The organism is Chryseobacterium indologenes (assembly GCA_016025055.1).
Taxonomy (GTDB): Bacteria; Bacteroidota; Bacteroidia; order Flavobacteriales; family Weeksellaceae; genus Chryseobacterium; species Chryseobacterium indologenes.
Genome location: CP065590.1, coordinates 875,777 through 896,444, shown reverse-complemented (window position 1 = coordinate 896,444; position 20,668 = coordinate 875,777). Strand labels below are relative to the sequence as shown.

Sequence of the window (20,668 nt, the reverse complement as noted above, 5' to 3'; positions counted from 1 at the left end):
AAATAAAAAAACAATGCACACCCTGGCCACCCAAATTTATCAGTTGAATCAAAACCTCTTTTCACAACTTCCACAGGAGGTTCTCGAAGCTTTTGAACAATCTATTGAAGAAATAAAGACAAAAAACATAGAAGAAATCAGTATCCGGACCGGAGACCTGATGCCAGAGTTTTCTCTGCCTAATGTCTTCGGCAGGACAATTCATTCAAAAGATATCCTTAAAAACGGGAAAATGATTATGGCTTTTTACAGAGGAAGCTGGTGTCCATATTGTCATCTGGAGCTGAAGTTTTTACAGGATCATCTTTCTGAAATCAAAGCTAAAAATGCTGTTCTGCTGGCCATTTCTCCTCAAGGTCCCGATCATTCTCTCAGTATGATTGAAAAAAATAACTTAAAATTTGAAGTATTAACAGACCACAATAATGAATTTGCTAAAAAGTTGGGAATAGTCTTTCAATTACAGGATTTCGTGCTGTCTCACTACCAAAATTTAGGCATCAGACTTTCTGATTTTAATAATAATGAAGAAAACAGTTTACCTGTTCCTGCTGTTTTTGTGGTCGATGAAAATAAAATGGTTACCTATAAATTTTTAGATGTAAATTACATGAACCGATTGAATGTGGAAGAATTAATACAAGCATTATGACCGAAAAGAGAAAAGGAGCACGTTCTGTAAAAGACATACCTACAGAAATTTTGCACCAACTGAATAAAGGTGAGATTGAAACCGCCAATCTTACAGAATGGCTGGCTGTGGACCAGAAACTGCTGCTGGAAAATTTGCTTCTTGAGCATCATAGGGAAGAATATCTGAAACCTGTCTTAAAAAAAGTAGACGGATTGAAAAAACAGACTGTCAATACGGTTAATGAGGCAATAGGAACAGGGATTCTCGATTTGGTTATTGAAAATAAAGACGAAGGATTGGTATCAGAGCTTTCTGTTCACCAATCAGATCTGGTTCGTTGCTGGGCTGCATACATGATCGGAAGAAATAATACAATGAGTCTCAAAGAAAGGTTCCTAAGAATACAAAGCTTTGCCTCCGATCAACATTTCGGAGTGAGAGAAATAAGTTGGATGACACTGCGTCCCGATATCGCAAAAAATATTTCCGCGTCAATAGCGATTTTATCTGAATGGACTGCTCACAAAAATGAGTACGTACGGCGCTTTGCCAGCGAATGTACCAGGCCTCGCGGAGTATGGTGTGAACATATAGCTGAACTGAAACAAAATCCGGGACTGGGACTGGATATTTTAGAGCCACTGCGTTCGGATGAATCGAGATATGTCCAGGATAGCGTTGGGAACTGGCTTAATGACGCGAGCAAGTCACAACCTGAATTTGTCATTGAGGTCTGTGATGAATGGCTTAAAGAAAGTCCAACGAGAGAAACAAAGTATATTGTTAAAAAAGCTTTACGGACAATCCGGAAATGAAAAGTTATCCACAATATTATGTTTTCTAAAACCTTTTCCCTGGCAGCCTGTTGATAATAAGACGGTTATATAGAACCTTTAGACAGGTCATTTTTCCAATATAATATGATCATTTTGCAACGAAAAAGTTATCCACAATATCAGTATGTCGGATTATGTGGATTGTAAATACTTGAGGCATAATTTTCTATATAAAATAAGTGTACAAGCTGCTTCAGCAAGATCAGATCATGAGTAATGAAAAAAAAGTTATCCACAATATGAGTTTTGATGACTTGTTAGTGATTTTAAAAATAAAATTTCGTGCAAACTCGTGACATTAGTAGGCAATGAAATTTTAGAAAAAAAATAATTGTTGAGAGTCACATCTTTCTTTTTTTAAAAAAATACCTGTGCAAATCTGCGTCATCTGTAGTAAAAAGTTATCCACAATATCATCTTTTAAATATTTTTTACTGTATCATTCTTGATATTAGTATCTTACAAAAAGCCCTTGTAATGCTGCTTTATGAATGATCGGAATACCTAATTCAAATGAAAAAAGTTATCCACAATATCGAAATGTAGATTGTGGGTTATTACAAACAAATGATAATTAAGATGTTGTGTAATATTAATAACAGAAGCATTTTTAGAAGACATGTTTTTAATTAATAAGAAAAAAGTTATCCACAATATGACAATTTTCTCCATATTTACTCAAAATTTTATTTCTAATAAGGTTATGGGTTCGAGACTTATTTTCGGAAGAAATAAAAAACTACCATTTCTCCGTCAGATATTTCCAGTATCGTTTTGGAACGTGCTGAACATGAAGTTTTAAATTTTTTCTTTCAACAATATTTGTTTTGGTGAAGTACCGTTGCCACAATACCTGATAATTTTTTTCATCATCATGAAATTTTTGTTGATAATGATTCAGATCCAGTTGTCCATCGGGATAAAAGAAGTCGCAGTTTTCAAGGTCATAGAGAATTCCGTAATTTCTGCGCAGATCGTAGATCATCCATTTCTGGTCCTGATAACGGTCCTTAAAATGTTTTCTGATTAATGGTAAAACATTAAAGTCGGGGTCTATCTGTGAAAAAAATATACCATCCTGCATTTTCTCGAACCGAACAAAAGCTGTCATTCTATGCCTTTCACGATCGACGGACTTGCAGATTTTTGAAATTTTTAAAATATCAGGATCAGCAAAGTTTTCAAGAATGTTTATTCCTGGTTGATTTACCGATTTTCTTACAACGGATAAGGTTAATCTTTCCGATTCCGGATCTTCAGACAAAAAAACTTTTAAAAGTTGGTGAATGCCACGTTTGCCGATATCTTGTTTCAGCTTATGCAAAACTCTTTCTGATTTTTCGGGCTGGGTAATGACCTCATGAATTTCTGCGAAAATATTTTCCTGATGAAATTTTTGTCTGCTCACTATCTCCGCATCATGATAGCGATATTCGAAAACTTCAAATATTGCTGTAAAAAGGCCGTCAAAACTTCCGTCGTAGAGCAGGTTTGTCATATATTCAGTTTAAATCAAAATAAACTCAATTGTTGTGAGAATTGGTTGTGAAACTTTGAAGAACTTCCTCCTACCAAGAGTTTTCTGAAATTTTTATCTGTTAAATATCGTAAATAGGCATTTCCTGCGGTAAAATCAATAAAATATTTGGCCCGGTTTACTGCTGCGCCCAACTGTTTTAAATGATCGATGCTTAAAACCTGAAAACGTCTCGCACTGATAATTTTTTGTGCAGATTTTACACCAATTCCCGGAATTCTTAAGATCATCCGATAATCCGCCGTTTGAATATTTACCGGAAACTGATCCAGGTGTCGCAGTGCCCAGCTTAATTTCGGATCCACTTCCAGATCAAGAAAAGGAATATGAGGATCTAGAATTTCTTCTGCCTTAAAACCGTAAAATCTCATCAGCCAGTCCGACTGATACAATCTGTTTTCACGAAGCATCGGAACTTCGGTAGTAAGAGAAGGAAGCCTTTTATCTTCCAAAACAGGAACATATCCTGAATAATACACTCTTTTCAGATTAAAATTTTTATAAAAGTGATCAGCCACTTTGATAATCTGCAGGTCATTTTCATTCGTAGCCCCTACAATCATCTGGGTAGATTGTCCAGCCGGAGCAAATTTGGGAACTTTTTTCAAAATTTTCTTCTCATCTTCATATTGAATGATCCCTTTCTGAATATAACGCATCGGATTCAGCATATCCTCCCTGTTTTTCTCAGGAGCCAGTAATTTTAACCCGCTTTCGGTGGGGATTTCAAGGTTAACGGACAACCGGTCTGCGTACAGGGCAGCTTCCTGCATCAGGTCATCACTTGCTCCCGGAATTGATTTCAGATGAATATACCCATTGAAATTTTCTTCAAGGCGAAGTTTTTTGGCCACCCGCACCAGTCGCTCCATGGTTGTATCTGCATTTTTGAAAATTCCTGAACTTAGAAATAATCCTTCGATATAATTTCTACGGTAAAAATTTATAGTAAGATCAACTACCTCTTCCACGGTGAATGCCGCTCTTTTAATATCATTTGAACTTCTCGATACACAATACGCACAATCGTAAATGCAATGATTGGTCAATAGAATTTTAAGCAAAGAAACACATCTTCCATCTTCTGTATAGGTGTGGCAGATTCCGCTTACAGAGCTATCACCCAAACCCCCTTTTTTGTTCTTCCTTGTCCCGCCGCTTGAAGAGCACGATACATCGTACTTTGCTGCGTCTGCAAGGATTTCGAGTTTTTCTTTAAGGCGTTCAAAGTTCATCAGATAAAATGTTTGATATTATTTGTATCGTACTGTATTTTATATTGTGTTCAAATTTAGTTCCAAAATTGATAAAAGTCAAGCTTTTTTCATGGAAGTTATCAACAAAAAAGAGTCTCAAAATCATTATATTTACGGCTCATTAAAGTTTATATCATGAATCATAAACCAATCGAAGGTTTTTCCAAGCTTCCAAAGCAGGGGAAAATCGACTGGCTCGTAAACGAATATCTTGAAGGAAATCAGGAATACCAAAATATATTGAAACAATATTGGAACGATGATGCAGATCTTCAGAAACTTCATGAGGAGTTTTCTGAAAATACCATCTCCAATTTTTATATGCCTTATGGAATTGCACCGAATTTTTTAATTGACGGAAAACTATTGGCTCTTCCAATGGCTGTCGAAGAAAGTTCCGTAGTGGCAGCAGCTTCCAAAGCTGCAAAATTCTGGATCGATAAAGGTGGTTTTAAAACTACCATTATCAATACCGAAAAATTAGGGCATACCCACTTTATTTTCAATGTGGAACCGCACAAATTATTGCATTTCTTTAATTTCAGTTTAAAGAAAAAATTACTGGAGACTACGGAAGACATCACCTCGAATATGAGAAAACGTGGTGGTGGTATTCTGAACATCAGCCTGGTCGATAAAACAGCAGAAATGCCGAATTATTATCAGTTAAAGGCCAGCTTTGATACAGTAGACTCCATGGGAGCCAATTTTATCAACTCATGTCTTGAACAGTTTGGAAAAACCCTGAGACAGGAAGTAGCAACGAGTGAAGATTTTACTCAGGAAGAAAAAAACTCATTGCAGATCGTGATGAATATCCTTTCCAATTTTACTCCTGACTGTATCGTAAGAGCTGAGGTTTCCTGTAAAATGGAGGATTTAAAAGATGATAGCGGTATTTCCCCTGAAGAATTTGCAGCAAAATTCAAACAGGCCGTCACCATCGCAGAAATTGAACCTTACCGTGCAACAACACACAACAAAGGCGTTATGAATGGAGTAGACGCAGTAGTAATCGCTACCGGAAACGACTTCAGGGCAACGGAAGCCTGCGCCCATGCCTATGCAGCAAGAGACGGACAATACAGATCACTGACACATTGCACCACAGATAACGGAGTGTTCAGATTCTGGATCGATCTTCCTATCTCTGTAGGAGTAGTCGGTGGATTGACAAATCTTCACCCATTGGTAAAATTCTCTCTTGCGCTTCTCGGAAAACCTTCAGCACAGGAGTTGATGAGCATTTTAGCAGTGTCAGGACTTGCCCAGAATTTCGGAGCATTACGTTCTCTGGTCACCACCGGGATCCAGAAAGGGCATATGAAGATGCACCTTCTAAATATTCTCAATCAATTAGGAGCTACTGAAGAGGAAAAACAACATTTCGTGACCTACTTCAAAGATAAAACAGTGAGCCACCATGAGGTGATCAATGAATTTAACAGAATGAGAGGAAACTAATGCTACAGATCATTTTGCCAATTGTGTTCCTTCTTTTTGGATTCTTTTTAAAGAAAACCAATAATGAAGGGTTCAGAAGTTCCAAAAGATTTGCCAATATGTTTATCATACTGGGAATTTCCACATTGGTAGCTAAATTTATTTTAATATACCTAAAATCAAAATAGTGAAAAAAAGTATTGCAGTTTTTCTATTGATTTCCGGACTCAGTTTTTCGCAGCAGAAAAATGTGAAAATTAGTGATTTGCCGCCTAAAACAGAAGATTTTGTGTTTCCGGTAATCTCCTATCCGGATCATCCAGATGTAGAGAAAAAGATCAATACTTTTCTTCAGGTAAACGAACTTGAATATGTTCCGGGATCACCCGTAAGCCCTTCCAAGCTGGTTTCTACCGGAACGACTTCTTATTCCAACTATATTTATTTTAACAGTTGGGAAAAGATTGAATCCCCAAAAAATATTTTGACGATCGGAATGGATGGCGAAGCTACAGGTGCCTATCCTGAAAATTTTGCGGTCTGGAAAAACTTTGATCTGAGAACAGGAAATTTCATCAATGCCGAAGATTTATTTCAACCCAATTCAGTGAAAATTGTTGAAGGAATCATTCAGAAAGGAGTAAAGAAAAGAATTTCTGATTTTCTCGTCAGGCTGAGAGCCGAAAAAAATCCTACGGAAGAAGTGAAAGATCAGATTGCTATTTACGAAGACTGTTTTACAGGTCATACGTTGGAGTATATTAGATACTTTTTTGGAAAAGATAAATTAACTTTTGTGGCCGGAAGATGCTCTAATCATGCAAGCAGAGCCCTGGATGAGCTGGATAGTCATGAAATTGTAATTCCATATAAAGATCTTGATAAGCACTGGAGCCCTTATGCTAAAAATCTGATTTCCGGCTCTGAGCAAGTCAATACAACAAGTTTCAGAAATAAATTATACAAAGGAAAAATAGATGGAAAATATCCGGTGACTGTTTTTATCAGCCGCTTTTATCCTGCAGAAGATAAATCCGGAGTCAGTACGTTTCAGGCCGGGTATTGGTATGATAAGAGTAAAAAGCTGATCAAATGGGACGGGCAATTGAAAGGTCAGCATATTTCCATTGTTGAGAATGACCATTATGATGATGCCACAAGTCAATGGATTCGAAGAGCCCTGGTAGAAGCGGAAATGGACGGGAATAAAATTACCGGTACATGGCAGGATCTTAAAACAAAAAAGAAATTAACCCTAGAATTAGAAGAGTTATAAAATGAAAACAATTACTTTGATTTTTGGAGCAGTTTACGGAATGGTTTCTGTAATCCTTGGTGCTTTCGGGGCACACGCTTTAAAGAAAATATTAGCTGTAGAAAGACTGGAGAGTTTTGAAACAGGAGTAAGATACCAGATGTACGCGGCATTTTTTCTGCTGATCATCGGATATATCTTGAAATTTGAAACTTCTGCGGAGAGATGGACTTCCATTTTAATGATTGCAGGAACATTATTATTTTCAGTGAGCATCTATTTCCTGAGCATGCAGGATTATCTGGGAGTGAATCTGAAATTTCTGGGGCCTATCACGCCGCTGGGAGGATTGATGATGATCTTAAGCTGGGGAATGCTTATTCTTTATTTTGCTAAAAATAAGATCTAAATAATGAAAATTAATAGAAGAAGACGGTTAATACGAACATTTAATCTTTTAGATCAACCTATCAGATTTAATCCGTTTGTGTTTAGCCGTACTTTTTTTATGTGGGCTGTTACAGGTCTGGTAGGAGGTATTATTGCCGGTGGATATTGGATTGTTTTAGAACATTTTACAGAGTTTCTGGCTGAATTTCAAGGGTGGCAGGTAATTCCAACCATGGCCATCTGCGGCTTGCTGGCTGGTCTGGTAATTCATTTTATCGGCGATCCCGGAGAAATTCACCTGATTGTTAATAATATCAGATTCAATAAAGGAAAACTGGATCCGAAGAATAATCCTTCCATGATTTTATCCTCGCTGTTTTGTGTGGCATCAGGAGGAAGTTTAGGACCGGAAGCTCCTTTGGTACAGGTAACAGGTTCTACAGGAACTTACCTTGGAAAAATTTTCAGATTGAAAGGAGAAGAATTGCGTTCCTTGAGTATCGCCGGAATGGCTTCAGGCTTTACCGCATTATTCGGCGCACCGCTTGGCGGAAGTCTTTTCTCCCTCGAAATCCTGCATCACAAACATGCTGTGGAATATTATAAAGCGATTATTCCGGCTTTGGTGGCAAGCTGCTTCAGTTATCTGATGTTTGCATTGATTATTCATTTAGGAATCGGGGTAACCTGGGACCTGAAGGCTTATCATTATACAGGAGTATATGATTTTTTATATGCGACATTGTTCGGAGCTGTAGGAACTTTTTTTGGATGGATTTTCATTTTTGTGGTGAAATTCTTCAAAAAAGTTTTTGAATACAGGAAGTTTCCCATTTACATCAAAACCTTGACTGGAGGACTTATCCTGGGCATTATTGCTTATAATTTTCCGATCACCAGATATTTTGGTCACAACGAGATCAATCAGCTGATCGGTGGAAATTTCGGATTGAAATTTTTGATTTTAGTCCTTGTTTTTAAAATTCTGGCGATCGCCATTACAGTAACTTCAGGATGGAGGGGTGGTTTTATCATTCCATTGTTCTTTGTAGGAACAACGCTGGGGTTGATTATCCACACTCTATTCCCCTCTGTAGATACCACTTTAGCGATTGTAAGCTGTATGGCAGCTATCAATGCCTGTGTGACAAGAACACCGATGAGTACAACAATTATTTTGGGAACCCTGACCGGATTTACTTATTTTGTCCCGATCTTGTTTGCCAGTTTAACCGGGTATTTCCTTGCCCCAAGAATTCCGTTTATCGGATCTCAATCTGAGAAATTAACGGAAGAATAAAGAAAAATGGAAGATATGTTAAAAATCAAGTCACTCAGACTTTAAATTTTAAGTCAATAAACTTGAACTTCCGTGTCTTTTTAGTAAATTTGTCAACCTTTAAATTTTTAAATAAAATAATAAAAATAATATGAATCTTCACGAGTATCAATCAAAAGAGATTTTATCAAAGTACGGAGTAGCTATCCAACGTGGTTTCGTTGCAAACAGCGTAGACGAAGCTGTAGCAGCTGCTGAAAAATTGACTGCTGAAACCGGAGCACAGGCTTGGGTTGTAAAAGCACAGATTCACGCAGGGGGTCGTGGTAAAGGTGGGGGTGTTAAGTTCTCTCCAAACATGGATAAACTTAAAGAAAACGCTCAGAATATCATCGGAATGCAGTTGGTAACTCCACAAACTTCTGCTGAAGGTAAAAAAGTAAACTCTGTTTTGATTGCAGAAGATGTTTATTATCCTGGAGAATCTGAAACTAAAGAATTTTATGTTTCTATTCTTTTAGATAGAGCTGAAGGGAAAAATACAATCGTATATTCTACTGAAGGTGGTATGGATATTGAGCACGTTGCTGAAGTAACACCTCATTTGATCCACAACGAGTTGATTGATCCTGCGATCGGTCTTCAAGGTTTCCAGGCTAGAAAAATTGCTTTCAACCTAGGTCTTGAAGGGAATGCATTCAAAGAATTTGTGAAATTTATTTCATCTCTTTACAATGCGTACACAGGAATTGATGCTTCTCTTTTCGAAATCAACCCTGTATTAAAAACTTCTGATAACAAAATTATCGCTGTAGATGCTAAAGTAACTTTAGATGACAACTCATTGTTCCGTCACAAAGATTTAGCTGAGCTTAGAGATACAAGAGAAGAAGATCCGATGGATGTTGAAGCTGGTGAAGCCGGTCTTAACTTCGTAAAATTGGATGGTAACGTTGCTTGTATGGTAAACGGAGCCGGTCTTGCAATGGCAACTATGGATATCATCAAATTATCCGGTGGTAACCCTGCAAACTTCCTTGACGTAGGAGGTACTGCTGATGCTCAGAGAGTACAGACTGCTTTCGGAATCATCTTAAGAGATCCCAACGTAAAGGCGATCCTGATCAACATCTTCGGAGGTATCGTAAGATGTGACAGAGTTGCTCAGGGGGTTGTAGATGCTTACAAAGCTATGGGTAGCCTTCCGGTTCCATTGATCGTAAGATTACAGGGAACTAACGCGGTAGAAGCTAAAAAATTAATTGATGATTCTGGTCTTCCGGTTCACTCTGCAATTACTTTAGAAGAAGCTGCAAACAAAGTAAAAGAAGTTTTAGCATAATCTGAAACTTTCAAATAAATAGAAAACCGTTTCATGTTTGAAACGGTTTTTTTTTTGGTCAAAGTAAACTAATGGTAACGTTTTAATCTAAGGAGAGAATTGGGTTATTGGAAACCTAACAGGTTTCAAAAACCTGTTAGGTTTTTTACCGTTCACCATAAAAAAACCACCTCAAACTGAGGTGGTTTTTATTGTCTGTGTGTTTTGTTACTTATCGAGATGATTTTCCGGTAAAGTGGTCTCACCACTGGTAATACTGATGCTTGTTGGCGTTACCAGCTGGATTTTATCCGCATCTAGCCTCTCTTTAATATTTAAATATGCCTTACTTCTTACCTGGGCAAGGTTTGCCCCTACTTTGATCCAGAATTTAACCTGTAGATTGAAAGAACCTTGCTTTAAATCAGTAAAGATAACTTCTGCAGTGTCCAGTTTATCCACATTATCCAGATTCTTTATGACGTCCAGAATTCCTTTTTGAGCTTTGCTGATATCTTCATCGGCGGGAATTTCAAAATTTAAAATAATCCTGCGTTGAGGGGAAGCCGTAATATTATAGAACGGAGCGTTGAAAACAACCTGATTGGGAATATAAGCCTTCTTTCCGTCATCAGTAAGGAGCTTGGTAGTAAGGAAGCCAATTTCCTGTACCGTCCCGGAATGAGCTCCGATCGTGATATAATCTCCTACTTTAAATGCTTTGTCAATTCCGATGAGCATTCCAGAGAAAATACTGGAAACAAGATCTTTCAGCGCAACCCCTGCAATGACCCCTGCGACCCCTAAACTTCCGATAAATTTCCAGAGAAATCCGCTAAACCCCATAATTTCAAGGGAAATAAAGGTTCCCATCAGCATGATTAAAAATCTGAAAATTCCTACCAAAGTAACTAAAGAACTTTCTTTTTGGCTTTTCGGGAAGAATTTGTGAAATATTTTGACGGCGGCAATACTTAGATATTTACTGGTGATAAGAAAAAAGTAAATACCAAAATTCCGACAATCAGTTTAGGAGTAATTTCGGCAAATGTCACATACCAGCTTTCCAATACCTTATACACAAGGTCTACATAGCTGAGTCCGGTTTTCTGCATGATTATTTTTTTTTGAAATAAATATATAAATTTTTATCAAAAATTTTGCCAGTATCAAAAAGTCTACTAAATTTGTAGACTAACAAACACGAAGTATTATGTCAATTAAACTAGGAGATACGGCACCCAACTTTCACGCAGAGACCTCTTTAGGCGAAATCAACTTTCACGACTATCTCGGAGATTCATGGGGAATATTATTTTCACATCCTGCAGATTATACGCCGGTTTGCACTACAGAGCTGGGTTTTACTGCTAAGCTGCACGCTGACTTTGTTCAGAGAAATACAAAGGTCATTGCATTAAGTGTGGATGGAGTAGAGGACCACCAAAACTGGGTTAAAGACATCAATGAAACTCAGAATACAGAGGTTCAGTTTCCTATAATTGCTGATAAAGAAAGGAAAATTTCAGAATTGTATGATTTTATCCATCCTAATGCTTCAGTCACTGCCACCGTTCGTTCTTTGCTGATTATTGATCCGTCAAAAAAAGTAAGACTGATTATTACCTATCCGGCTTCTACAGGGAGAAATTTTAATGAAATACTGAGAGTCCTGGATTCTTTACAGCTGGTAGACGCTTATACTGTGGCTACTCCGGCGAATTGGGAGAATGGTGATGATGTCATTGTTCCTCCGAATATTTCTACCGACTATGCCAGAAAGATATTCCCTAAGGGAGTAACGGAAGTAAAACCGTATTTAAGATACACTCCTCAACCCAATACATGATTTATTTGATTTTTTATAGTTTAGTTTTAATTTGTACGAAAAGCGGCCCGAAATAAATTTCGGGCCGCTTTCATTTTTTTTATAAGTATTCAGTGATTACTTAACGTCGTTGATGATTTGTTTTCCTTTAGATGTCGGAAGATAAATCTGGAAACCTAAACCAAAAGTAATTTTGTTAGTATATCCACCGCTTCCGAATCCTGCATTAGCGTCATATTTAACTAAACCTTCTAATCCAATATTTGGAGTGATGAAGTAAGAGTAACCAGGTCCGAATCCAAAATTAAGTCCGTTAGATGAAGATCCTCCTTTAGAAATAGATGTTCCTCCAACTCCTAAATTACCTTCTAAAAACCATCTTCCGTGGTGAAGCAAGTTGTTTACTCCCTGTTCCCCCGGATTTAGATAGTAACGTCCTAATGCTCCTACATTATACGTGAAAGTAGTAGGTGCATCTTTAGCTCCTTTAAATCCTAAATCTACATAACCCCCAACTGCGATGTTATCTTCGATGAAATAAGCTCCTTTCGGCTGGATGTTAAAATCATAACCTCCTCCTTTGTTTAATCCGAAGTTTGCACCTGCCAGGTTACCACCTACCATCCAATTACCTTTCTGAATCTGAGCGTTTGCAGTTGCTGTTAAACCTGCCACAGCTAATATCCCTGTTAAAATAAGTCTTTTCATAATTTATTATTTTAATAATTAAATGTTTATTATTCACGAATTATAGAAAAAACAATAAATGTGCCAGACTCTTAATTTTAGACAATTTTTCAAAAAAAGTGTTAATAATTGAGTGTTGATATAAACATATTTTTAACATTATCATTATCAATTTCATAATAATATATGAAAGTCTTAAAAGGTAAATAGCTAATAGAGCGAAGTTATTGAAAGCTACATGAATAGAAGTTTATGTTGTATTGAACGCATACAATCAACTTACTTCTTATTATTTAAAATATTAACAAATGATCCCGATTGTTCTCGGTTTTTTTAAATAAATAAAAGAATCAGTGAAATAATCAAACCGGCAATGGTAAACTTGATTCCACGTTTGAATGCTTTTGTTTTGGGATTAAACATCCAGAAACTTGAGATAACAAAGAAGAAAAGAGCTACCCCGAAGAATACACTCAAAGGAGAGATGGCATCTTTAGACTGTGATTTGTGAAGAGAAACCATCTTGTCCAGTACAAAAGGCAGTTCCATTTTAGAATACTGTGCCTTTCCGGTTGCTGCATCATAAGTACCTTTTTTAAAATGAAGAACAGTACCTTCTGTTTTTTCCACTTCAAGACCTTTCATTTTCAGTTCCTTTTTCAGCTGCTTTTCAGTAAGATCCTTCGCAAGTACTTTATCATACTTTTTTTCATTCTTCAGAAAATCTGTGTCTCTGTACACCAGAAGTATTCCGCTTAATGCATACACTGCCATAATACCTGCAAGGAAATATCCAAGATAACGGTGTGTGATTCTCATGAAAGTTCTCGTGTCCTTAATCTTATCCATATCGTTTTTGTTTTGTTTTTTAAAATTTCAAAAGTGGAAACTGCAACAAATGCAATTTCCACTTTTAGTGTTGAAGTAGGTATATACTTGTTTTTTACAGTCTGTAAGTCAGCGTAAAATAATAGTTTCTCGGTGTAATCGGATTCACTGAATAGTTCTCGTGAACGTTATAATTCACTACATCAAAAAGATTACCCACTTTCCCCTGGATCGAGAATTTCTTCCAGTCGTATCCTAAAGATAATGTGACAGTCGTATAATCTTTTATAGGAATCATTCTTGTGATGCCATTTCTGGAGATGTTGGTAGATTTGGAATCATTCCAACCGGCAATTCTATCACCGATATAGTAAATACCTGCACCTACTTTTAATCCTTTTACATAATTGGTAAACTTGTAGAAAACTGAAGCATTAGCTGTTGTTGCCGGGGTTCTTACCAATCTTTGATTTTCAACATATCCTTTTTCAGGTGTATCAATATACACAGAATTGTTATACGAGAATCCTGCAATGATGGAAAGGTTTTCCGTCGGATTACCTGTAATATCCAATTCTACACCACGGCTTCGCATTTTACCTGCTAATTCCTTTAAATTTGAATCGGGCGTAATTACTGAAGTAACTCCCTTATTGTCTACAGCAGTATAAAAATAATTTTGGTAATAATTGTTATAAATGATCTGATAGGCAGTTATATTAACAGCCAGAGCATTGTTCCAGAAATTCTTCTTTGCTCCTATTTCGTACTGATCTACAGTGGTAGGTTTTATACCCTGCTGAGGTAACTTACGAATTCTTGCCTGTACGTCTGCCAATTCACCTGAAGTATCCAAATTATTAATTTCATTAGACATATATCCTGAATTGGCCACAAAAGAATTGGTATACGTTGCAAATACCGAAAGATCGTTGTTGGGCATATACACCAAGCCTACTTTAGGTGATATAGCCTGATCCGATGTAGAAGTGTTATTCACCAAAGTCTTTTGATTAATTGTAAACTTCGTATTGATGGTCGGCATATTTTCAACATATGACCAACGAAGACCTGCTAATACTTTAAACTCCTTGGTAAGACTGATGAAATCCTGTGCATAGAAACCTATTCTTCTCGTATTGATTCTGTTCTTTTCATAGGTTCTGGAGTCCGGCATTGATCCGCTTGCCCAGGTTGACGGGTTATTCAGATTTAAAAGATCAGATCCTCCATTGGTTCCGTAGAAATATGAAGTTCCGTATACAGCCTTTTTCATATCAGAAATAGCAGGATTATAATACGTATATGAATCTGAAGAACCGTAATCTGCGTCTGCACCGATTAAGACTTTATGATTAATTCTTCCGGTATTGAATTCTCCATTTAAATTAACTTGGGCAGAAGTATAATTTTGTTCGTTATAAGTTCTGTTTAAAGGTCTGTTCCAAACAAGATCGTTGGAGTTTTTTGCATATCCCCACTGCACTCTTTCTGTAGAAAAGTAATCTTTTGTGTAGTTCTGATAAGATGCCATAGCATTTAATGTCCATCTTTCATTAAACTGATGATTGAATGTAACATTTGTAGAAAGCTGTTCCACATTCTGATATTGCCAGTCTGTGCCTAAAAATGCATTTCTGGACAACAGCTCATTCATCTGGTAAGAACCGTCTCTGTTTGTGATGGTTCCGATTCCGAAGTCAGGAGTCACATCATTTTTAAGATAATCTGCCTCTACAATCAATTGAGATTTTGGACTAATATTGAATAAAAAGGATGGGTTGAAGTAATGTTTCTCAGATTTTACAACATCTCTGAAGCTCTCCGCATATTCATAGGCACCATTCATTCTGAATGCAATATTTTCAGACAAAGGCCCATAAACGTCAATCGTAGGTTTATAAGAATTCCAGCTTCCACCATTTAATCCTATGCTTCCGCCAAAATTAAATTTCGGCTTCTTCGTGATCATATTGATAATTCCTCCCGCAGCTGCATTACCAAAAAGCATGGCGTTGGCTCCCTTTAAGACTTCCACTCTTTCTAAACCGCTTACTTCAGGAAAAACCCCACTATTAACTCTTGATCCGTTCTTGAAAATATTGTCATTTCCCAGAGCAAAACCGCGTCCCCCGAAACTGTCTTGTGAATTTCCTCTTGAAGAGGTCACATACATACCGTTGACATTCTGAAGAACATCGCTCAATTGCTTAGCCTGTTGTTGTTCAATGATCTCGTGAGTAACAATGGCAATCGGCTGAGGATTTTCCATTACCGTCAGGTTAGACTTCGTAGATAAGGTTCGGGCCTGATTTGGATTTCCGGTTTTGTGAAGATTGATATCTTCGATGGTTTGGGTTCTAATGGTATCTGCTTCAACGTTTTTTAGCTGTGCGCTCAATGAAACAGCGGTAAATAGAAGACCTAAAGAAAGTAGTTGTCTTTTCATTTTATTTTTATGTAGAACAGTTTTAAATAACGCGCAAATGTAAGTATTTGTTTAGAATAGATAAAAATAATTTTATGATTTTTGTCATTCTTTTGTAGCTCAATAAATGGATTATTTCTATGAGTGCTTCAGATCGGCTATCATCATCTTTTTTATGAATATATTTGTTGAAAATTTTAGAATATGCAATTGGTAAAAGCAGGGCTTTGTGCCTTTGGAATGAGCGGGAAGGTGTTTCATGCCCCCTTTTTAAAAGAACATCCGGGGTTTTTCATTTCTGCTATTGTAGAAAGAAGTAAGGAAGAATCTAAAGAAAAGTATCCCGAAGCAACGATCTATCGTTCCGTCGAGGAAATGCTTGCGGAGGCAGATGTAGAACTGGTAATTATTAACACTCCGGTTCAGACCCATTATGAATATGCAAAGAAGGCATTGGATGCAGGTAAGAATATTATTGTTGAAAAACCATTTACAGTAAATGTCTCTGAAGCTGAAGAGCTGGTGAAACTCGCAGAAGAAAAAGGATTGTTTTTAAGTGTTTACCAAAACAGGAGATTTGACCGTGATTTTCTTCAGGTTCAAAAGATTCTCAAAGAAGGAAAACTGGGAAACATTAAAGAAGCAGAGATACGATTTGACAGATTCCGTACTACACCAAGTGGCAAGCAGCATAAAGAAAATCCTGATCAGATCGGTTCAGGTTCGTTGCATGACCTGGGCGCTCATCTGGTAGATCAGGCTGTACAGTACTTTGGATATCCTGATAAGCTTTTCGCCGATGTATTCTCGATGAAAGGACGCGAGTTTGCAAACGATTATTTTGAAATCCTCTTATTTTATAAAGATCACTTAAGAGTAAGGCTGAAATCTTCTGTTTTCACCAAAGAAGATCATTATGCCTATAAAATTCATGGCGATAGGGGAACCTTTCTGCAGGAAAGAACCGATAATCAGGAAAATGAACTGGTAGCAGGAGCGATTCCTGTATATGGTAAAGAGTGGACGAAACCTTTAAAAGAGAGTGACGGAATCTTACATATTATAAATGAAAACTCCGAAACAGAAAGAGTATCGACCTCCAGTGAGGCAGGAAATTATATGGATTATTACCAGCAAATCTATGAACATATCGTTTTCGGATATGCTTTACCTTCGCCGGGAAAAGAAGTTATTCAGAATATGAAAATCATTGATGCTTCTGTAGAAAGTACAAAAGAAGAGAAGGTGATCAAACTATAAATGACAGATGATGAATTATGAGTTGATTTAAACTTTAAGGTAAGTGACGGTGAGTGAAGCAGAAATATTTTTCATTCAAATCTTTCCTTCCTTCGACTTTTTACCGGTCAACTCATAATTCATACCTTATACATTAGAGATTAAATTTCTTCCTGGAGTTCCAGCCATCTCATCTCATGGTTTTCCAGTTTTTCAGAGACGGTTTCCAGTTCTGAAGATAATTTTGCAATCTTCTCGTAGTCTGTTTCATTATTGAGCATTTCCAGAATATCTGCCCGTTGCACTTCCAGTTCAGGCATTTCTTTTTCAATAGTTTCCAGTTCCTTTTGCTCTTTGAAAGTTAACTTTTTCTTTTTAGAAGGTAAAGATGAAATATTTTGCGGATTAGAGGCAGCTTCTTTTACAGGTTCAGGTTTTGTTGCTGAATTTTTCTCTAAAGCTTCTTCACGGCTTCTTGCTTCTCTGTATTCTGAGAAATTTCCTACAAAATCTCTTATTTTCCCCTCTCCTTCAAAAGCCAGTACGTGATCTACAATCCTGTCCATAAAATACCTGTCGTGAGAAACAATAATCAAAGAACCCTGAAATTGCTGCAGAAAATTTTCAAGAACAGTTAATGTCGGAAGGTCAAGGTCGTTCGTAGGCTCATCAAAAATCAGGAAATTAGGATTCTGATAAAGAATATACATCAGGTGAAGTCTTCTTTTTTCACCTCCTGATAACTTTGAAATCGGATTATACTGAGTTTGATCATCAAAAAGGAATAATCTCAGGAACTGAGAGGCAGAAAGACTTTTTCCGTTAGCTAAAGGATAAAATTCTGCAATTTCTTTGATAAAATCAATGACACGCTCGTCTTCTTTATAGGTAAGGCCTTTCTGGGAAAAATATCCGAAAGAAATCGTTTCTCCGGTTTCAATTTCTCCGCGGTCAGCTTTTTCAAACCCCTGAATGATATTGAGCAGGGTAGATTTACCTGCACCATTTTTACCTACAATTCCCACTTTTTCTCCCCTCTGAAACTGGTAACTGAAATCCTTCAATAAAACTTTACTGCCAAAACTCTTATCAATATGCTTTAATTCGAGTATTTTATTTCCCAGACGCTTCATTTCAAAATCCAGTTCCAGCCCGTCTTTTCTGGTGTCGGTTTTTGCTATTTTCTCTGTTTCGTAGAAAGAGTCAATTCTGCTTTTTGATTTGGTAGTTCTTGCTTTGGGCTGTCGTCGCATCCATTCAAGTTCCTTTCTGTAAAGGTTGTTGGCTTTGTCAATGGTAGCGTTAAGGTTATCTTCGCGAATCATTTTATTTTCCAGATAGGTTGCGTAGGAACCATTGTGGGTGTAAAGATTGCCGTCTTCCATTTCCCAGATAATATCGCAGACACTATCAAGGAAATATCGGTCGTGGGTTACAAGTAATAAAGTGATTTTTGCTTTATTCAGATAATTTTCAAGCCATTCCACCATATTCACATCAAGGTGGTTGGTCGGCTCATCCATGATCAGCAGCGTGTGTCTGTGTTCAGCTCTGGTTTCCGTTAACAGCTTTGCCAATGCTACACGTTTGATTTGCCCTCCCGAAAGAGTGCCCATTTTAGCTTCCAGGTCTGTGATTTTAAGCTGCGAAAGAATCTGCTTCATCTCGTTTTCCAAATCCCATGCTTTGTGGGCTTCCATATCGGCTAATGCTTTTTCAATAAAATCATTGTCGGTTGAATGAAGGGATTTGTGATAGTTTTTAAGAGCAAGGATGGGGGCAGAATCCAAAGTCATCATGAATTCCTCAATGTTTAAATCAGGATCAAAATCAATTTCCTGGTCAAAAAGAACAACCTGGATATCCTTATTAATGATCGCAGTACCGCTGTCCGCAATTTCTTTACCCATTAATATTTTCAGAAGAGTAGATTTTCCACTTCCGTTTTTAGCAACAATCGCAATCTTGTCTCCTTCATTGATGTGAAAAGAAATGTTTTTGAACAAAACTTTGATACCATAAGATTTGGTAAGGTTTTCGGCAGAAACGTAATTCATTGGGAATTAATAGTTTGATTTTAAATTAAAACTGAGCCGCAAAAATACAAAAATGTAATCATAAAATTTTCCGGAACTTCCTATATACAAATGAATATTGATAATTTTTTAATAAACTGTGTCCGTCCTCTCAAAAAAGGATTCAGTAAATTTGATAGATATAACAGTCAATCACAAATAATATAAAACCTGATTTAAAATAATGAAAAAAGTAATTGTCGACATGGATGGGGTAATGGCAGATGTTTATCATCAGCTGATACAATTTGAAAAAAGAGACTCAGGAACAGAAATAGAGATCAGTACCTTGTCAGGAAAGCCTGAAATTGAATCCTTTCCTAATGGCAAGAAACACGTCAACGAACCTGGCTTTTTCCGTACCTTACCGGTAATGAAGGGAAGCCGTGAAGCAATAGAATACCTGAACAATAAATATGAATTGTATATCGTATCTGCAGGCATGGAATTTCCTAACAGTTTACGTGAAAAATACGACTGGCTGGAAGAGCATTTCCCATTTATAAGCTGGGAACAGATTGTTCTTTGCGGAAGCAAAAGAGTGGTTTCCGGAGATGTAATGATTGATGATTATCCTAAAAATTTAAACCATTTTGAAGGAGAAAGATTCATCTTTACACAGCCTCACAATGAACTGATTGAAAACGAAACTTACAAAAGAGTAGATTCCTGGGAGGAAATAATGAATATATTATAAAAACAGGCACAAAAAAGGAAGGTAGCTTTGCAAACTTCCTTTTTTAATCTAAAGTAAGTCTTTTCAGAGACCAGGAATTCCCGTTATAGATATCAAGATCAACTTTGGCATTGATGCCGTGAACGATTCCGTTCTCTGTGAATTGCCAGAAGTCCCACTGATCATCGGGAGACGGAGTCGGAACATCATTATAATTGGCTAGCCACAAAGGATAATCTTTGAATTCACCTTTCAGGAAATCTTTGTAGTAGTGATAATAAGTATAAATAATAGGCTTCTCCCCATAGGTTTCTTCTACAATTTTACACCAGACCTTCAGATCTTCCACCAACTTTTTATTGGTTTTGCGTTTTGGAATCTTTTCAATATCCAGAATCGGAGGAAGGTCTCCGCTTTCCAGTTTTACATTGGCCAGAAAATTATTGGCCTGAATGATAGGATCTTCATCTGCTCTGTAAAAATGATAGGCTCCACGGATCAGGTTGTGCTTTTTTGCTTTTTCCCAGAATTCGTCAAAGTGTTTATCTGCGCTTTTATTTCCCATAGTGGCACGCATTACCACAAACTCGAGCGGAATGGTCTTATTGCCGATGCTTAAACTATCCCATTTGATGTCTTCCCTGTTCTGATAATGGGAAACATCAAAACCATATGTTTTATCAAGATTGGCACTGAGTATTTTTTGAATCCTAAAGGTCTCCTTTTCACTGTTGTGAAGTTTTTTATGGGTAAATTTATTAAAGTACAAAGCATAATAATAGCTGATAGATTGTTTCAGGTAAAAACCGGTTCCGATTAAAGCCAGAATCAGGATTGCCAATATTACCCTGCGACGGAAAAAATAATTATTTCGTCTGTGTTTGTGGATTTGTTTGGCAGTTTTTTTGGTGTACTTTTTTTGTGTCATAAAGTTTTGCAAAACTAACTTTTTTCAC

17 protein-coding genes and 1 pseudogene are annotated in these 20,668 nt (G+C 37.0%); 10 read left to right on the top strand and 8 right to left on the bottom strand.

The genetic code is table 11. The annotated features are described in order from the left end of the window. Nucleotides 1-13: 13 nt before the first annotated feature. On the top strand, nt 14-652 hold the full coding sequence (locus H3Z85_04085; protein QPQ52640.1) for an AhpC/TSA family protein: 639 nt from the start codon (nt 14-16) through the stop codon (nt 650-652). Then, the gene (locus H3Z85_04080) at nt 649-1,449 is read left to right on the top strand and encodes a DNA alkylation repair protein (protein QPQ52639.1); all 801 of its coding nucleotides are present in this window, start codon (nt 649-651) and stop codon (nt 1,447-1,449) included. Before H3Z85_04085 ends, H3Z85_04080 begins: the two co-directional genes overlap by 4 nt. 760 nt (nt 1,450-2,209) lie before the next feature. Here H3Z85_04080 and H3Z85_04075 read toward each other — a convergent pair. After that, the gene (locus H3Z85_04075; GenBank protein QPQ52638.1) at nt 2,210-2,968 is read right to left on the bottom strand and encodes a TIGR03915 family putative DNA repair protein; all 759 of its coding nucleotides are present in this window, start codon (nt 2,966-2,968) and stop codon (nt 2,210-2,212) included. 14 nt (nt 2,969-2,982) lie between these two features. Continuing rightward, a complete protein-coding gene (locus tag H3Z85_04070) occupies nt 2,983-4,242 on the bottom strand; it encodes a putative DNA modification/repair radical SAM protein (protein QPQ52637.1) in 1,260 nt (419 codons plus the stop codon). A gap of 156 nt (nt 4,243-4,398) precedes the next feature. On the opposite strand from H3Z85_04070, the gene H3Z85_04065 reads away from it, so the two are divergent. The 5 genes from H3Z85_04065 (at nt 4,399) to sucC (ending at nt 9,972) form a co-directional block, all read left to right on the top strand. Continuing rightward, a complete protein-coding gene (locus H3Z85_04065; GenBank protein QPQ52636.1) occupies nt 4,399-5,727 on the top strand; it encodes a hydroxymethylglutaryl-CoA reductase, degradative in 1,329 nt (442 codons plus the stop codon). A 166-nt stretch (nt 5,728-5,893) separates the two neighbouring features. Beyond that, a complete protein-coding gene (locus H3Z85_04060) occupies nt 5,894-6,982 on the top strand; it encodes a hypothetical protein (protein QPQ52635.1) in 1,089 nt (362 codons plus the stop codon). A 1-nt stretch (nt 6,983) separates the two neighbouring features. Next, entirely contained in the window at nt 6,984-7,370 is a 387-nt protein-coding gene (locus tag H3Z85_04055; protein QPQ52634.1) for a DUF423 domain-containing protein, read from the top strand. A 3-nt stretch (nt 7,371-7,373) separates the two neighbouring features. Then, nucleotides 7,374-8,651, top strand: coding sequence for a chloride channel protein (locus tag H3Z85_04050; protein ID QPQ52633.1), 1,278 nt, complete (start codon nt 7,374-7,376; stop codon nt 8,649-8,651). A gap of 130 nt (nt 8,652-8,781) precedes the next feature. Beyond that, complete coding sequence (gene sucC / locus H3Z85_04045) at nt 8,782-9,972, top strand: ADP-forming succinate--CoA ligase subunit beta (GenBank protein ID QPQ52632.1); 1,191 nt, start codon at nt 8,782-8,784, stop codon at nt 9,970-9,972. 207 nt (nt 9,973-10,179) lie between these two features. Here sucC and H3Z85_04040 read toward each other — a convergent pair. Next, nucleotides 10,180-11,066 (bottom strand): annotated as a pseudogene (locus H3Z85_04040) (mechanosensitive ion channel family protein). Between the two features lie 98 nt (nt 11,067-11,164). On the opposite strand from H3Z85_04040, the gene H3Z85_04035 reads away from it, so the two are divergent. Then, entirely contained in the window at nt 11,165-11,800 is a 636-nt protein-coding gene (locus tag H3Z85_04035; protein ID QPQ52631.1) for a peroxiredoxin, read from the top strand. Between the two features lie 96 nt (nt 11,801-11,896). Here H3Z85_04035 and H3Z85_04030 read toward each other — a convergent pair whose 3' ends face one another. The 3 genes from H3Z85_04030 to H3Z85_04020 all read right to left on the bottom strand — a co-directional run bounded on the left by H3Z85_04030 (nt 11,897) and on the right by H3Z85_04020 (nt 15,743). Continuing rightward, a complete protein-coding gene (locus tag H3Z85_04030) occupies nt 11,897-12,487 on the bottom strand; it encodes an outer membrane beta-barrel protein (protein ID QPQ52630.1) in 591 nt (196 codons plus the stop codon). A 312-nt stretch (nt 12,488-12,799) separates the two neighbouring features. Further along, complete coding sequence (locus H3Z85_04025; GenBank protein QPQ52629.1) at nt 12,800-13,315, bottom strand: hypothetical protein; 516 nt, start codon at nt 13,313-13,315, stop codon at nt 12,800-12,802. 94 nt (nt 13,316-13,409) lie between these two features. Continuing rightward, nucleotides 13,410-15,743 carry a TonB-dependent siderophore receptor gene (locus H3Z85_04020; GenBank protein ID QPQ52628.1) on the bottom strand — a complete coding sequence of 778 codons (2,334 nt, stop codon included), beginning with the start codon at nt 15,741-15,743 and terminating at the stop codon, nt 13,410-13,412. Between the two features lie 183 nt (nt 15,744-15,926). On the opposite strand from H3Z85_04020, the gene H3Z85_04015 reads away from it, so the two are divergent. After that, nucleotides 15,927-16,982, top strand: coding sequence for a Gfo/Idh/MocA family oxidoreductase (locus H3Z85_04015; protein ID QPQ52627.1), 1,056 nt, complete (start codon nt 15,927-15,929; stop codon nt 16,980-16,982). A 140-nt stretch (nt 16,983-17,122) separates the two neighbouring features. Here H3Z85_04015 and H3Z85_04010 read toward each other — a convergent pair whose 3' ends face one another. After that, nucleotides 17,123-19,018, bottom strand: coding sequence for an ABC-F family ATP-binding cassette domain-containing protein (locus H3Z85_04010; protein QPQ52626.1), 1,896 nt, complete (start codon nt 19,016-19,018; stop codon nt 17,123-17,125). A 202-nt stretch (nt 19,019-19,220) separates the two neighbouring features. On the opposite strand from H3Z85_04010, the gene H3Z85_04005 reads away from it, so the two are divergent. Beyond that, on the top strand, nt 19,221-19,733 hold the full coding sequence (locus H3Z85_04005) for a 5'(3')-deoxyribonucleotidase (protein QPQ52625.1): 513 nt from the start codon (nt 19,221-19,223) through the stop codon (nt 19,731-19,733). 43 nt (nt 19,734-19,776) lie between these two features. Here the strand turns inward: H3Z85_04005 and H3Z85_04000 are convergent, their stop codons facing one another. Beyond that, a complete protein-coding gene (locus H3Z85_04000; protein QPQ52624.1) occupies nt 19,777-20,640 on the bottom strand; it encodes a glycoside hydrolase family 25 protein in 864 nt (287 codons plus the stop codon). Nucleotides 20,641-20,668: the final 28 nt, after the last annotated feature.

Bases quoted from the DNA above. Each gene is read 5' to 3' on its own strand.
- H3Z85_04085 (QPQ52640.1), top strand. From the start codon at position 14: ATGCACACCCTGGCCACCCAAATTTATCAGTTGAATCAAAACCTCTTT.
- H3Z85_04080 (QPQ52639.1), top strand. From the start codon at position 649: ATGACCGAAAAGAGAAAAGGAGCACGTTCTGTAAAAGACATACCTACA.
- H3Z85_04075 (QPQ52638.1), bottom strand. From the start codon at position 2,968: ATGACAAACCTGCTCTACGACGGAAGTTTTGACGGCCTTTTTACAGCA.
- H3Z85_04070 (QPQ52637.1), bottom strand. From the start codon at position 4,242: ATGAACTTTGAACGCCTTAAAGAAAAACTCGAAATCCTTGCAGACGCA.
- H3Z85_04065 (QPQ52636.1), top strand. From the start codon at position 4,399: ATGAATCATAAACCAATCGAAGGTTTTTCCAAGCTTCCAAAGCAGGGG.
- H3Z85_04055 (QPQ52634.1), top strand. From the start codon at position 6,984: ATGAAAACAATTACTTTGATTTTTGGAGCAGTTTACGGAATGGTTTCT.
- H3Z85_04050 (QPQ52633.1), top strand. From the start codon at position 7,374: ATGAAAATTAATAGAAGAAGACGGTTAATACGAACATTTAATCTTTTA.
- sucC (QPQ52632.1), top strand. From the start codon at position 8,782: ATGAATCTTCACGAGTATCAATCAAAAGAGATTTTATCAAAGTACGGA.
- H3Z85_04035 (QPQ52631.1), top strand. From the start codon at position 11,165: ATGTCAATTAAACTAGGAGATACGGCACCCAACTTTCACGCAGAGACC.
- H3Z85_04030 (QPQ52630.1), bottom strand. From the start codon at position 12,487: ATGAAAAGACTTATTTTAACAGGGATATTAGCTGTGGCAGGTTTAACA.
- H3Z85_04025 (QPQ52629.1), bottom strand. From the start codon at position 13,315: ATGGATAAGATTAAGGACACGAGAACTTTCATGAGAATCACACACCGT.
- H3Z85_04020 (QPQ52628.1), bottom strand. From the start codon at position 15,743: ATGAAAAGACAACTACTTTCTTTAGGTCTTCTATTTACCGCTGTTTCA.
- H3Z85_04015 (QPQ52627.1), top strand. From the start codon at position 15,927: ATGCAATTGGTAAAAGCAGGGCTTTGTGCCTTTGGAATGAGCGGGAAG.
- H3Z85_04010 (QPQ52626.1), bottom strand. From the start codon at position 19,018: ATGAATTACGTTTCTGCCGAAAACCTTACCAAATCTTATGGTATCAAA.
- H3Z85_04005 (QPQ52625.1), top strand. From the start codon at position 19,221: ATGAAAAAAGTAATTGTCGACATGGATGGGGTAATGGCAGATGTTTAT.
- H3Z85_04000 (QPQ52624.1), bottom strand. From the start codon at position 20,640: ATGACACAAAAAAAGTACACCAAAAAAACTGCCAAACAAATCCACAAA.